Here is a 13,485-nt window from a genome sequence, read left to right as displayed (position 1 = left end):
TTCCTCCTGATCCCTCCCCCGAGGGGAGGGACTTAGCGGACAGCGGTAAAAATCCGTCCAATCTCATAAGGCTTTAAGCTACCTTAGGCGTAAAGGATCAGTATTTTCTTTATTGAAATTTGTTTAAGTTTTGGGTTTAAACCACTGTCCTTTGTTTCCCTCTCCTCCGGAGAGGGAGGTATTGTCTTTTCAATAGCTTCAATCTTTCAAAGGGTGAGGCTTTTAAAACGACAATATATCAATCAGTTTTACCCACGTTGAGCTTACCTGTTCGGCATTAATATGCTTAATGGCATGGTTAAACGGCGTAAAAATAATCTCTTTGTTTACTAACCCGGCCATGGCGCCTCTTTCGCCTTTAATTAACCCTTCTACAGCGGCAACGCCGAGTCTGCTCGCTAAAACGCGATCCATGCAGGTTGGCTTTCCGCCCCGTTGAATGTGCCCCAAAATGGATACTTTCGTATCGTAATGTGGGTATTTCTCTTGCAAAATCTCTCCAACCTTAAATGCGCCACCTGTATCATCGCCTTCGGCAACAATAATTATTTTTGAGGCTTTATCTTTTCGGCTGTGCTCCAGCTTATGCAATATATCGTTGGTGTTCATGTTGGCTTCTGGAATCATGATCGCTTCTGCACCAACGCCAATACCGCTTCTTAACGCAATAAGGCCCGAATCGCGTCCCATTACCTCAACTATAAAGAGCCTGTCGTGAGATTCAGCTGTATCTCTGATCCTGTCTACCGCATCAACAACCGTATTTAGGGCCGAATCGTAGCCGATAGTAAAATCGGTTCCCGCCAAATCATTATCAATGGTACCCGGAAGCCCTACAATTGGAAAATCAAACTCTGAGGAGAAAACATTAGCGCCGGTAAAAGTTCCGTCGCCACCTATAACAACTAAGGCATCAATGCCTTCTTCTTTCATATTATCGTAGGCTTTCTTTCTCCCTTCAACGGTTCTGAAAGCTTCACTACGGGCCGTTTTGAGGATTGTGCCTCCACGTTGGATAATGTTGGCTACAGATTTACGATCCATAGCGATAAAATCTTTGTTAATTAGTCCCTCATAACCGCGAACAACTCCGGTTACTTCTATATCATAATAAATAGAGGCCCTAACAACCGCCCTAATTGCAGCGTTCATGCCTGGCGAATCTCCACCAGAGGTTAAAACGCCAATGTTCTTAATCTTATTCATTTATTTACTTCTTGCTTTGTAGATGTCTAAAGCGCTCTGCAAATATAGCGCATATTGTTTAGCATCAAATATTGCTCCCTGCGGTGTTACCAAAGGGTTCAGGTCGTGCCCTGCCAATACATAAAAGGGCTGCGAATTGGTATTGTATTTCGTTGCCTGAAAATCAGCGTTCCAAGCGCCCAGATCCTCGGTGTTTTTACGCAGAATTTCTGAGTAATGCACCTTATTTGCTGGCATTTTAACTGCTCGCTCATCAACGTAAAGCTGAATCAAAACATACTCGTCCTTAATTAAACGCTTTACTTCAGCGTCGATCCAAATTTCATCCTCCATTCTCCTGCAATTTACACAGGCATGTCCGGTAAAATCGATCATTACCGGTTTATTTACTTTTTTTGCATAGGCCAAACCTTCATCAAGATCAAAAAAGGCATTGAACCCGCGTGGCGGATGCAGTTTTTCGCTATATTTTATTGTCGATGGAAAATCGGTCGGGGCCGAGGCCGTTTCGCTACCGCCACCAAGCACAAAATCCTGCGTATTAAAAGGCGGCGCCAGGCCACTCAGTACGCTCACCGGAGCGCCCCAAAGACCTGGCAGAATGTATACGGCAAAAGAGAACGACAGCATGGCAAAGAAAAGCCTCGGAACAGAAACAAATGCGAGATCACTATCATGCGAAAACTTGATTTTACCCAGGATGTAAATTCCCATTAGCGTAAAAATTACAATCCACAACGAAAGGAAGATCTCGCGATCGAACCACTCCCAATGCCAGACCAAATCGGCAGCCGATAAAAATTTTAACGCCAGTGCCAGTTCCAAAAATCCCAAACAAACTTTAACGCTATTTAGCCAACCGCCAGATTTCGGCATGCTGTTTAAAAACCCGGGGAAAATTGCCGATAAGGTAAACGGTAATGCCAGTGCCAATGCAAAGCCAAACATGCCTACGGCCGGGCCCAATACTGCACCTTTAGAACTTGCATCAACAAGTAAAGTTCCGATAATTGGTCCCGTACACGAAAACGAAACGAGCGCAAGCGATGCAGCCATGAAGAAAATTCCGCCCAAGCCCTTGCTGTTATCAGCCTTCTGATCTATTTTATTAACAAAGCTGCTTGGCAGCGTGATCTCAAAAGCGCCAAAAAACGAAATTGCAAAAACAACAAGTAAAATAAAGAAGGCAAAGTTAAATGTGCCGCTGCTGCTTAACTCATTTAACTTGCTCGAGCCGAACAGGAAAGTGATTAACAGCCCAAAAACAACATAGATTACGATAATTGATAAGCCATATATTATGGCCTGCCCAATTCCCTTTTGTTTGCTGCCGGCCCTTTTTGTAAAGTAACTTATGGTTAATGGAACCATCGGAAAAATGCAGGGCATTAAAAACGCCAGGAAACCACCTAGTAAACCGGTAATAAATGTTTGCCAAAGGGTTAGTTCTTCAGCGCTCGATGTTTGAGGGGCCTTGACGGGTTTGGTTAGCGTATCTGCCTGTACTTTGCTTTCTTTAACAGTATCTTTAACAATGCCATTCGCTGCACTATCCTGCGATGATCCCACCTCTGTAAAAACTACATCGTCGGGCAGCGTAGCTGATGAAGTATCTTGCACCAAAGCCGCGTAAGTTTTGGTAGCGGGCAATGCAAAAAAGATCGTAGCTGTTAACAGCAATAATAAAAGCTTCTTCATTTGTTTGGGTGTTTTTTCGTAAGGGCGTGAAATTAGTAATAATTTTATAAACGCCGCCCGGCAACGCACAATTGGTGGCAGATTTTACTTAAAAAAGAAACAGTCCCGAGTTTGTCGGGACTGTTTGTAATTATTTTGCTTTCAATTACTTAACGGGAATACTAAATTCAACTTCATCCGGCGGCAAACATTGTTTATCGTTACATACCATAAACTCTACTTTGCCTTTAACGGTTGTAGCCGCTTTGTTTAGCTTTACCTTCTGTTGAAACACTACCGCATTTTCGAAGTAGCTTACGTTCATTTTAAAAGTGCTTTCGTATTTTTTAATGGCCTTTGGTTCAATGGTTTTTCCTATAAGAGAAAAGTCTTTAGAAGGCGAAAACGTGAAACTGGTTTTAATAGGGCCTCCATCTTGCATGTTTTGCGAATAAATGTGCCATTTATCATCAATTGTAGCCTTAATATACAAAACTGCTTCAGTGCTGCTCACTTTTTTAGCGGCGTACGACCAGGTTACTGGTTTTTCAATTTGTGCGAACGCTCCCAAAACGGTAAATAATACCAGCGAAAGCGCCATGGTGATTTTTTTCATTGTGTGTTTATTTTGTGTGTGTGAATTCTATTTCCTTAAAGTTGAAAGAAACCAACTCCTGTTCGGTTTGAACGAGCAACCTACCATTGTCGGTAACTCCTTTAATAGTTCCTTCAAAAACTGTTCCGCTTTGCTTATAAGTAGCTGCGATATTGTAATTGTAAAGGCGTTGCAAGTATTCATCGTGCAGGGAATCGTATCTTCCTGCTTTCAAAACTAAGTAGTATTTCTCTGTAAATATAACTATTTGCTCTAAAATCTCAGTAATCGGAGTGTTTTTTTGTAAAATTTGAATGACAGATGTGGCACTTTCTTTAATGTCTTCTGCAAATTCTTCCTGATTTATATTTAAACCAATGCCAACAATTGACGATTTAATCGATGAGCCTGTCAGTGTATTTTCGATTAAAATGCCACCCAATTTTTTGCTGCCGAAGTAAATGTCGTTAGGCCACTTTACGCTGATTCCATCTGGCAAAAACTGCGCTAAGGCCTCGCTAACCGCTAAACTAACTGCCATATTGAGAAAAAACTGCTTCTCTAAGGGAAGAAAAAATGGCTTTAAATAAATGCTGGCGCTGATGTTTTTGCCGGGCTGTGCTTGCCAAACGCTGTTTTGTTGCCCCCTACCTGCAAACTGGTTGTCTGCCATAATTACAGTTCCTTCGGCTAATGGCTCGGAATTTGACACCATTTTTTTTAAAAAGTTATTTGTAGAATCAACTTCTTTTAATTTGATTAAATTTTGACCAACAAATAGTGTCGAAAAAGTGTTATTTTGCAAGGGTTGAATTTATATATTTAAAATTCCAAAATTAAAGCATTTTAATGGTAAAAAAGAAAATAGTAGCCCTTTCTACATACCTTTCGGAATTAGCTGTTCACGGCATTCAGGAAAAAAAAGGAGAAGATATAGTGCGGTTAGATCTAACAAACATCCATACATCGGTAGCAGATTATTTTATTATTGCGAGCGCAAATTCGGGCATGCAGGTGAAAGCCATTGCCGATAGCGTAGAAAAAGAAATTTATAAGGCCACGCAAACCGACCCACGACATAAGGAAGGCTTTGAAACGGCAGATTGGGTTATACTCGATTATTTCGATGTGGTTGTGCACATTTTCAAAACCGAAAAGCGCCATTTTTATGGCATAGAAGAACTTTGGGGCGACGCCGAAAGCACAAATTATCAAAGTGCATAGCCCAATTGAAATACAATTTTGACAAAGACAAATGAACGAGAATCAAAATAATAACGATAAGCAGGGGAAAAAGCTTCCAAACATTCCTAAAAAGCCACAAAAAGGATCGAAATTTAATATCTTTTGGGTCTATGCAGCCATCATATTAGCTATTGTTGCTGCTCAATTCTTCTTCACCAGCGATAGCGGCAAGAAGGTAACCTATGAAACCTTCGAAAGCCAAATGCTTTTGCCTGGCGATGTGGATAGAATTGTAGCCTACCAAACTGAAGATTTGGTTCGGGCCGAGGTTTACATCAAAAAAGACAGTTTAACCAAGCCTGCATACAAAAATTTTAAGGGCTCGAGCTCTATAAATTTATCGAACACTACTACACCAACTGTATATTTTGAACTTGGTGGAAAGTTCGCTGACTTAAGAGCGGCATTGGCCGAATCGCAAAAAGCATTGCCGGCAGGCCGCAAACCAGTATCATTCCAATCAGAAAACCGCAGCAATCCATTGGCAAGTTGGTTTTTAAGCATCATTTTACCGGTATTGCTTTTAATCGGCTTCTGGATTTTCATGATGCGCAGAATGGGTGGCGGAGCTGGTGGCGGAGGCCAGATTTTCAGCATCGGCAAATCGAAAGCAACCTTGTTCGATAAGGAAAGCCAGGTGAATATCACCTTTAACGATGTTGCAGGTTTAGAAGAAGCCAAAACGGAGGTAATGGAAATTGTAGATTTCCTTAAGAACCCAAAAAAATATACCGATCTCGGTGGTAAAATTCCGAAAGGTGCCTTATTAGTGGGTTCGCCGGGTACTGGTAAAACCTTATTGGCCAAAGCCGTTGCCGGCGAAGCACAAGTGCCATTTTTTTCACTTTCAGGATCTGATTTTGTGGAGATGTTTGTGGGCGTGGGCGCATCCCGGGTGAGAGATTTGTTCAAGCAAGCGAAAGATAAGTCGCCATGTATCATCTTTATTGATGAGATAGATGCTATTGGCCGTGCACGTGGCAAAAACGGTGTAATGGGCGGTAACGATGAGCGTGAAAATACCTTAAACCAACTGTTGGTAGAAATGGATGGTTTCGGCACCAACACACACGTAATTATTTTAGCTGCTACCAACCGTGCCGATGTGTTAGATAAAGCGTTGTTAAGAGCCGGCCGTTTTGACAGACAGATTTATGTTGACCTACCAGATGTTGTTGAACGTAAACAAATTTTCGAGGTTCACATTACTCCGTTAAAGAAATCGGAAGAATTAGATACTGAATTCTTAGCAAAACAAACCCCAGGTTTTTCGGGGGCAGACATTGCCAACGTATGTAACGAAGCTGCACTGATAGCGGCCAGAAAAAACAAATCTGCTGTTGATAAGCAAGATTTCCTGGATGCTGTTGACAGAATTGTTGGCGGTTTAGAAAAGAAAAATAAAATTATAACGCCTAGCGAAAAACGTGCTATTGCCATTCACGAGGCCGGCCACGCTACGGTTAGCTGGCTGTTGGAACATGCGGCGCCATTAGTAAAGGTTACCATCGTTCCACGCGGACAAAGCTTAGGTGCAGCCTGGTATTTGCCAGAGGAAAGGCTGATCGTTCGCCCGCACCAGATGTTGGATGAAATGTGTGCTACAATGGGTGGAAGAGCAGCTGAAAAAGTGATGTTCGATACCATATCAACTGGCGCATTGAGCGATTTAGAAAAAGTAAACAAGCAAGCCCGGGCAATGGTTACCATTTACGGACTGAATGAAAAGCTTGGAAACATTACCTATTACGATTCATCAGGTCAGAACGAATATAACTTCTCAAAGCCCTATTCTGAAGATACTGCATTAACGATCGATAAAGAAATTTCGATTTTAATTGAAAGTCAGTATCAAAGGGCAATTAATTTATTGCAGGAAAACAAAGATAAGCTGATCCAATTGGCCGACATCTTAATCGAGAAAGAAGTATTGTTTAAAGATGATCTCGAAGAAATATTTGGAAAACGTTTGTTCGAGAATTCTACCGAAGCTGGCTCAACAGGTCAAATTACTCCAGTAGAAGCATAGAAAACAATTCTAATTAATTACATTTGCTACCCTAGTTTAATTATTAGGGTAGCTTTTTTTTAAATGATGAAAGACAATACGACGGCCAAGGAAAAAATGCTGAAGAAGATAAGGAAAGCGCTTTTAGAGAAGCGTGAAAATCCGTATCCGAACTTAGAGGAAAGCCCACTTTACAGAAAAAACACAGATGAGCTGGAAGTGTTATTTGCTGAGCAACTTACCGCAGTGGCCGGAAACTTCATCTTCTGCGAAGACGGCATCGATTTTTTTGAAAACATGCTTCACCTTGCAGACAAATTTAAATGGCGCAAAATTTATTGCTGGGAGCCCGAATTACAAGATTTCTTCAATAAATACGAGTTTCCATTTTACCAAACCGATAAGGATTTTGAACAGGCAGAGGTAGGGATTACGCTTTGCGAAGCATTAGTGGCCCGAAACGGCAGTGTAATGGTTACCAACCAAAGCGCTGCAGGAAGGCGACTGAGCATTTTTCCTCATCACCATATTGTAATTGCCAAAACGAGTCAGTTGGTCCTCGATCTTAAAGACGCTTTTCAGCTGATTAAAAATAAATATGGAAATCAAATCCCGTCGATGATTAGCAACATTACCGGGCCGAGCCGTACTGCTGATATAGAAAAAACTCTGGTGCTCGGCGCACATGGCCCGAAAGAGCTGTTTGTATTTTTAATTGATGATTTTAGGTAGGTTTGGCCAGTTAATTAAACAGCCCATGTTTAGTGTGCGTCATCCTCGCGAATGCGGGGATCTTAATGCTCAAAAATGACGATAACGCTTAAATTACTTAGCTATCTAGGCGATCTTTGTTTTTCTCTTCACCAACCGCTTTTAACATTTGAAGCTAAGGTGTCAACATCAGCTTGTGTAGCCTCAGACTTTGAGACCGACTCTTTATAAATGAGATAGCCAATTAAGCCTGAAGATCGTCTGTATTGATGTAAGAGGGAAGCCTAATTATAATTTCATCACTTGTTCTTTCTATAACCATAACCCTATATTTTTTTATTAATCCAAGGTACAGATTATTTACCTTTGTTTCAACTCAATCGTTGATGGTGAAGCTGCCTCTCTTTTAAGATAGGTTACTGATTTGACAAAAAAAGCATCTTTACCCTTTTTACAATTATTGAAATTAACTTCTGGCGCAAAGTGCCAATACCCTTAAAGGCCCATTGCCAATTATTTGACTATTTCAAACAAAAAAATTTCCATTTCTAATTTATTAACCATAAATTTATACTACATACCGTTTTAGTATGCGGTATTATAATTATGAGCAAAGTAATAAATACGGTAATTACCGGCACCGGAAGCTATATTCCAGAAAATGTTATTTCGGGCGATAAGTTCCTCGACTCGATATTCTTCGAAAACGGAAGTCGATTAGAAAAAGAAAATGAAGAAATTATTCATAAGTTCTCAGAGATTACCGAAATAGTTGAGCGCAGATATGCCTGCCCGGAACAGTTGAGTAACCACATAGGCGCAAAAGCGGCTGAAAAGGCCATTGAAGATGCCGGTATAGATAAAGAAACTTTAGATTACATTATTTTTTGCCATAATTTTGGCGACATTCCTTTAGGGAGCAATCGAATAGACATTTTGCCTTCCCTTGCCGCAAAAGTAAAACAGCAGCTCGGCATACTTAACCCCGATTGCGTAGCTTATGATATCATCTTCGGTTGTCCGGGTTGGGTGCAAGGCGCAATTCAGGCCGATTACTTTATTAAGAGCGGCGATGCGAAAAGGGTATTGGTGATCGGTGCTGAAACATTGAGCAGAATTATCGACCCACACGACCGTGATAGCATGATCTTTTCGGATGGTGCAGGTGCTGTAATTTTTGAAGCCAAAGAAGAACAAGAGCAAAAGAAAGGCATCCTAGCTCATAAAACCGAAACGCACGCGGTAAACTATGGCAATTTGTTAATCATGGGCAAGGGTTCGCACCCAGAGGAAACTACCGGAAATTTCTATTTGAAAATGAATGGTCGTAAACTGTATGAGTTTGCAGTTATCCAGGTGCCGCAAGTAATTAAGAAAGCAATTGATAAAGCAGGGCTAAGCGTTGAGGACGTAAATATCGTTTTTGTTCACCAGGCGAACGGCAAAATGGATACAGCTATTATGAAACGGCTATTTAAGCTTTACGGCAAGGAAACCGTTCCAGAAAACTTGGTTCCAATGACGATTTCGTGGCTGGGCAATAGTTCTGTTGCCACCGTTCCGACCTTGTTAGACTTGGTTTTAAACGAGCAGGTTAAGGGTTATAAAGTTAAGCCCGGCGATGTGGCTGTTTTTGCTTCGGTGGGAGCGGGTATGCACATTAATGCATTTGTTTATCGGTTTTAACAAGAAGGGTGGTTATTGATGGACGTGATTTTGGCAAAGAGTGAGAAACGTTTTTTAACGCTATCATACTGAGTCTTAATTTGTTTCACAAAAATCAATATGATCCGATAGCTATCGGATGACGTAAATTATTCTTGCCGTCATTCCCGCGCAGGCGGGAATCCTAAAACCTTTCTTTTGCTTTAGGATTCCCAATTAAATTGGGAACGACGACCGTTCGTAGTTAGCGATCCATTTCACCAACTTATGATTAATTAATTGTAAATCAACAAGTTACCGAATAACGTCAATGGTAGCTTTGATATTTCCGCAAAAATCACATGTCACTCAACAAAAACCTATCAATCAATCCGTTTTAAACCGGCCTTGGCTTGACTCTCGATGCTGTTTTCGTATTCGTGGTTTTTCATCGAAATTGCGAGATTAAAAGCCTCTTTGGCTTTGGCGATATTCTTCTTCTTCTCGTAAATCTTTCCTGTTTGTACGGCTGCGTTCGCTGCGAAATAGTATTTCTGGTTGCGACCTAGGGCTATTGTCGCCTGATAGGCCGATAACGCCTGGTCATCTTTACCTAAATCGTCTAAAATACGGCCTAAACGGTAGCTATATTCGATTTTATCTTTTGTTGAACTGAAATTGCTGGCACTCTTATCTGACAAAATCTGTAATGCCCGCGATAAATAGCCTCCATCAAACAACAAACGTGCTTGCAAAAGGTCTAAGTTGGGAGCCTCACCCGAAGCGTCGTTCTTTGCCTGTTTATCTTTCTCCATATAAGTATAGCCGCTGCTAATTGCCTTATTGGCGAAGATGTTGTAGCTTCCCTTATCGCCACGAAGTAACGAAATCCATCCTAAATGGATGTTGGCATCTTTAATAAAGTTCACCCCCTTATTCGTCTGAATAAATCTTTTAAAGTGGCTTTCGGCGCTTAAATCGAGTTTATTTAACCGAGCTACGCCCTCTAAATAATCGAGGTAAGGGAAAGGCTGGTAAACGCCACCCTCGGGCCGTTTGGATAAAATAGAAATGGCTTGGTCGCTGTGTGAATTTTTGATGCAGACATAACTTTGCAAATAACTTTTTAACAGGCTGGTATCGGCAATGCGTTCGGTATACTTCATGGTTTTCGAGTAAGCGGCAGGGCTGTGGGCAACATCGGTAAGCACGTAGGCGTAGTAAAAAACAACCTCCGCATAAAAGGGCTCGTATGATGATTTTGGCAAATTATTGGCCAGCGTTTCAAACATGTTCAATCCGTTTTGCAAGTCGCCTTTTATACCAAACGTAGAAAGCGCGGTTTTTAAGGCGCCATCTGGCAGGTTCCCAAGTACTGCATTAATTAATCCCAATCCTTTAAGATTCAGGTGAAAATCCGGGAACTTTTTAGCATTTGCCTGCAATAAACTATTGGCCCTTTTTACCTCCATTGCGGCATTAAAGTATTCGCCAAAGCGGCCACGAATCAAAGCCCATTGCAAATTTATTTCGGCCTGGGCATATAGATAATAGGGCGAGTTTTTATCATCGTCGCTTATTCGATCTAACCGATCTGCCTTATTCCCTTTTAAACGATCAAAATCACGCTTACTTTCGGAGGTTAAAATCGTAAAATAGTCTACATAATTTTCGAGGAGCGGAACAATTGAATTATTGGGATGTTGTTTCTTTTCAGTGGAAATGTACGCCCTTGCATTGCCGAGCTTCAATTCAAAGATGCTCCGATAGGCGTTAAGGCAGTTGTTATTAAAGTCGAAATTGGCAAATAAGGAAAGCGGAGCGGTAAGGAGAACGGTTAAAACAAAGAAACGAATGTTTTTAATCATTGTATATAAGAATTCTATACTGTTGAAGCTACAGCAATATTAATTACACTTTACGGATATGTACACTTAACGCAAAAAGAGATTACTTGTTTTGGGCACAAACAAAAAACGTCCCGACAATGATCGGGACGTTTCTATGTATGATTATACCAAGCGATTATGCTTCTGCTACTTCATGAGTTAAAGCCTCATCTACCAAAATACGGCCACAGTGCTCGCAAACGATAATTTTTTTACGTTGACGAATATCCAGCTGGCGTTGTGGTGGAATCTGGTTAAAGCATCCTGAGCAAGAATCGCGATCGATCGTTACTACAGCTAAACCGTTAACCGAGTTTTTGCGTAAACGCTTGTAAGCAACCAATAAACGTTCCTCAATTTGAGGCTCTGCTTTATCGGCTTTCTTTTGTAAATCCTGCTCGTCTTTTTCAGTTTCGGCAGTAATTACATCAAGTTCAGCTTTTTTAACCTCTAAATCTTTTTTTCTTCCTTCTAAATCAGCCAATGCTGCTTCATAGATCTCAGTTTTAGAAGTAATTTCGAAGCCATGCTCTTTTATCTTTTTCTCAGAAACCTGAATGTCTAAGCCTTGAATTTCAATTTCTTTCGTTAAAGCATCGTATTCACGGTTATTTTTAACTTCTTTTAACTGAGTATCGTATCTTTTTATTGCTGCCTGAGCATCCTTGATGGTGTTTTTACGGGTAACGATTGCATCCTCAAGATCATCAAGCTCTCCTTTGATTTTCGAAATTCGAGTCTCTAGTCCTAAAACATCGTCCTCTAAATCTGCAACTTCCATTGGCAACTCGCCACGTACCTGACGAATTTTATCAATCTTTGTGTGGATATTTTGTAATTCGTATAAAGCTTTTAGCTTTTGTTCTACGGTTTGTTCCATTAAAACAAGTAATTTATGGGGTTTGTATTTTGCTCCGTTAAACGGATTGCAAAGTTAGTAAATTTTTTCTGAATAATTTCAAGCAATAAATTTGATGTAAATTGTTCAGTTTCAAAGTGTCCGATGTCGGCAATGATGATTTTTTCGTCGGCATCAAAAAACTCGTGATATTTAAAATCGGCGGTAACAAAGGCATCTGCCCCGGCCGCAATCGCGTCCTTTAAAAGAAAGCTTCCTGATCCGCCACAAACCGCCACTTTTTTAATTCGTTTACCGATCATATCCGTATGCCGAACTACCCTGGCCTGCATGCGGTCTTTAACCAAATGCAGGAAATCGTAGCCATCCATATCGTATCCCAACCAGCCCACCATGCCCGAACCAATTAACTGATGTTTATTTTCCAGTTTGTAAATATCGTAGGCTACTTCTTCGTATGGATGATTTTCAAACAGGGCGATTAACACTTTGCGTTCACTTTGTGCGTGAAAAACCACCTCAATCCTTACCTCGGGCTCTCTATGCCGAATGCCTTTCTCGCCTACAAATGGGTCGGTATCCTCATTCCCCTTAAATGTGCCGAAACCATCTGCATTGAAACTGCACTCGCTGTAGTTACCGATGTTGCCAGCACCAGCGTAAAATAATGCCGAGCGCAACTGTTCGGCTTGTGCCTGCGGACAATAGGTTACCAGCTTTTTTAACAAGCCAGTTTTTGGCGCCAGAACTTTTGTGCCGCTTAAACCCAAACGTTCGCAAATGCGAGCGTTAACGCCGGTATGGATATTATCTAAATTAGTGTGAATGGCGTACAGGGCGATGTTGTTTTTTATGGCTTTGAGCACCACGCGTTCAACATAGGTTTTACCATTAAGCTTTTTTAGGCCCTTAAACACAATTGGATGATGGGTAATAATCAAATTGCAACCTGTCGAAATGGCCTCATCAACAATGGACTCGATACAATCTAACGCCACCAATGCGGCACGAATTTCCATGTTCGGATCGCCAACAATCAATCCCGAATTATCGTAATCTTCCTGATAATTCAATGGCGCAATGGTTTCCAGATAACTGGTTATTTCGGCTAGTTTCATTTGATAAAGATATACAAATCGGAGATTTTGTTTAAAAATTTTTGATGTTGCGTCTCTATCATTCTGAGTTTTAATTTTTCAGGAAAAAAATAAATATGAGTGAGGTCATGTTTCAAAGAATGCAGCTAAGAAGCGTCGTCATTTCGAGCGCAGCCGAGAAATCCTATCGTGTCGACACATTTCCTTTCAACTCATCGTCATTCCCGCGCAGGCGGGAATCTTAATGCAAGGCACCCAATTATTGCGCATTAAGATCCCCAGTCAAGCTGAGGATGACGACCGCTCTTGGATAACCCCATAAAATTTTGTAGTTATTTTGAGTATTCATAGTTTGAAAACGACGTTTCAAAGATGTGTCCACACCATAGGAGGAAATCGGGAGGAGTTGGGCAGTGCGATCTTGATGGTTTTCGAGGCGAAATGGTTGTGCAGTTGCGACTCCCCTCCTAATTTAGGAGGGGTTGGGGTGGCTAGCTTGTAGTTCTGTTTATCAAGTTGCTACAAAATAAAGTCAATGGTAGGAGCGAAGCATC

Annotated in this window: 11 protein-coding genes; 4 read left to right on the top strand and 7 right to left on the bottom strand. The window is 41.1% G+C overall.

The genetic code is table 11. The annotated features are described in order from the left end of the window. Positions 1-222: 222 nt before the first annotated feature. The 4 genes from pfkA to IZT61_RS13390 all read right to left on the bottom strand — a co-directional run bounded on the left by pfkA (position 223) and on the right by IZT61_RS13390 (position 4,193). Positions 223-1,206 carry a 6-phosphofructokinase gene (gene pfkA / locus IZT61_RS13405; protein WP_196097405.1) on the bottom strand — a complete coding sequence of 328 codons (984 nt, stop codon included), beginning with the start codon at positions 1,204-1,206 and terminating at the stop codon, positions 223-225. Continuing rightward, positions 1,207-2,904 (bottom strand): protein-disulfide reductase DsbD family protein, encoded by a 1,698-nt coding sequence (locus tag IZT61_RS13400; protein WP_196097404.1) that lies wholly within the window; start codon positions 2,902-2,904, stop codon positions 1,207-1,209. A 145-nt stretch (positions 2,905-3,049) separates the two neighbouring features. Further along, on the bottom strand, positions 3,050-3,499 hold the full coding sequence (locus IZT61_RS13395; protein ID WP_196097403.1) for a protein-disulfide reductase DsbD N-terminal domain-containing protein: 450 nt from the start codon (positions 3,497-3,499) through the stop codon (positions 3,050-3,052). 7 nt (positions 3,500-3,506) lie between these two features. Then, positions 3,507-4,193: a biotin--[acetyl-CoA-carboxylase] ligase gene (locus tag IZT61_RS13390; protein WP_230383684.1), complete on the bottom strand. Its 687-nt coding sequence runs from the start codon at positions 4,191-4,193 to the stop codon at positions 3,507-3,509. Between the two features lie 134 nt (positions 4,194-4,327). Here IZT61_RS13390 and rsfS point away from each other — a divergent pair, with 134 nt between their 5' ends. From rsfS to IZT61_RS13370, 4 genes are all read left to right on the top strand, one after another. Further along, positions 4,328-4,702 carry a ribosome silencing factor gene (rsfS, locus tag IZT61_RS13385; RefSeq protein WP_196097401.1) on the top strand — a complete coding sequence of 125 codons (375 nt, stop codon included), beginning with the start codon at positions 4,328-4,330 and terminating at the stop codon, positions 4,700-4,702. A 31-nt stretch (positions 4,703-4,733) separates the two neighbouring features. Then, on the top strand, positions 4,734-6,752 hold the full coding sequence (ftsH, locus tag IZT61_RS13380; RefSeq protein ID WP_196097400.1) for an ATP-dependent zinc metalloprotease FtsH: 2,019 nt from the start codon (positions 4,734-4,736) through the stop codon (positions 6,750-6,752). A gap of 66 nt (positions 6,753-6,818) precedes the next feature. After that, entirely contained in the window at positions 6,819-7,463 is a 645-nt protein-coding gene (locus tag IZT61_RS13375; RefSeq protein ID WP_196097399.1) for a LutC/YkgG family protein, read from the top strand. 585 nt (positions 7,464-8,048) lie between these two features. Continuing rightward, positions 8,049-9,128, top strand: a complete 1,080-nt coding sequence (locus IZT61_RS13370) for a 3-oxoacyl-ACP synthase III family protein (protein ID WP_196097398.1) — start codon at positions 8,049-8,051, stop codon at positions 9,126-9,128. Positions 9,129-9,469: 341 nt separating this feature from the next. Here the strand turns inward: IZT61_RS13370 and IZT61_RS13365 are convergent, their stop codons facing one another. The 3 genes from IZT61_RS13365 to IZT61_RS13355 all read right to left on the bottom strand — a co-directional run bounded on the left by IZT61_RS13365 (position 9,470) and on the right by IZT61_RS13355 (position 12,952). Further along, a complete protein-coding gene (locus tag IZT61_RS13365) occupies positions 9,470-10,954 on the bottom strand; it encodes a YfgM family protein (protein WP_196097397.1) in 1,485 nt (494 codons plus the stop codon). A gap of 157 nt (positions 10,955-11,111) precedes the next feature. After that, positions 11,112-11,855 carry a zinc ribbon domain-containing protein gene (locus tag IZT61_RS13360; protein WP_196097396.1) on the bottom strand — a complete coding sequence of 248 codons (744 nt, stop codon included), beginning with the start codon at positions 11,853-11,855 and terminating at the stop codon, positions 11,112-11,114. Further along, complete coding sequence (locus IZT61_RS13355) at positions 11,855-12,952, bottom strand: Nif3-like dinuclear metal center hexameric protein (RefSeq protein WP_196097395.1); 1,098 nt, start codon at positions 12,950-12,952, stop codon at positions 11,855-11,857. Before IZT61_RS13355 ends, IZT61_RS13360 begins: the two co-directional genes overlap by 1 nt. Positions 12,953-13,485: the final 533 nt, after the last annotated feature.

Source organism: Pedobacter endophyticus (assembly GCF_015679185.1).
GTDB lineage: Bacteria > Bacteroidota > Bacteroidia > Sphingobacteriales > Sphingobacteriaceae > Pedobacter > Pedobacter endophyticus.
The sequence above is the reverse complement of the archived record's forward strand: the minus strand, read 5'-3'. Positions and strand labels throughout refer to the sequence as shown.

What these genes read in the sequence shown, in the direction of transcription:
- IZT61_RS13395 (WP_196097403.1), bottom strand. Translation starts at nt 3,499, where the DNA reads ATGAAAAAAATCACCATGGCGCTTTCGCTGGTATTATTTACCGTTTTG.
- ftsH (WP_196097400.1), top strand. Translation starts at nt 4,734, where the DNA reads ATGAACGAGAATCAAAATAATAACGATAAGCAGGGGAAAAAGCTTCCA.
- IZT61_RS13355 (WP_196097395.1), bottom strand. Translation starts at nt 12,952, where the DNA reads ATGAAACTAGCCGAAATAACCAGTTATCTGGAAACCATTGCGCCATTG.
- IZT61_RS13360 (WP_196097396.1), bottom strand. Translation starts at nt 11,855, where the DNA reads ATGGAACAAACCGTAGAACAAAAGCTAAAAGCTTTATACGAATTACAA.
- IZT61_RS13400 (WP_196097404.1), bottom strand. Translation starts at nt 2,904, where the DNA reads ATGAAGAAGCTTTTATTATTGCTGTTAACAGCTACGATCTTTTTTGCA.
- pfkA (WP_196097405.1), bottom strand. Translation starts at nt 1,206, where the DNA reads ATGAATAAGATTAAGAACATTGGCGTTTTAACCTCTGGTGGAGATTCG.
- IZT61_RS13370 (WP_196097398.1), top strand. Translation starts at nt 8,049, where the DNA reads ATGAGCAAAGTAATAAATACGGTAATTACCGGCACCGGAAGCTATATT.
- IZT61_RS13365 (WP_196097397.1), bottom strand. Translation starts at nt 10,954, where the DNA reads ATGATTAAAAACATTCGTTTCTTTGTTTTAACCGTTCTCCTTACCGCT.
- rsfS (WP_196097401.1), top strand. Translation starts at nt 4,328, where the DNA reads ATGGTAAAAAAGAAAATAGTAGCCCTTTCTACATACCTTTCGGAATTA.
- IZT61_RS13390 (WP_230383684.1), bottom strand. Translation starts at nt 4,193, where the DNA reads ATGGTGTCAAATTCCGAGCCATTAGCCGAAGGAACTGTAATTATGGCA.
- IZT61_RS13375 (WP_196097399.1), top strand. Translation starts at nt 6,819, where the DNA reads ATGAAAGACAATACGACGGCCAAGGAAAAAATGCTGAAGAAGATAAGG.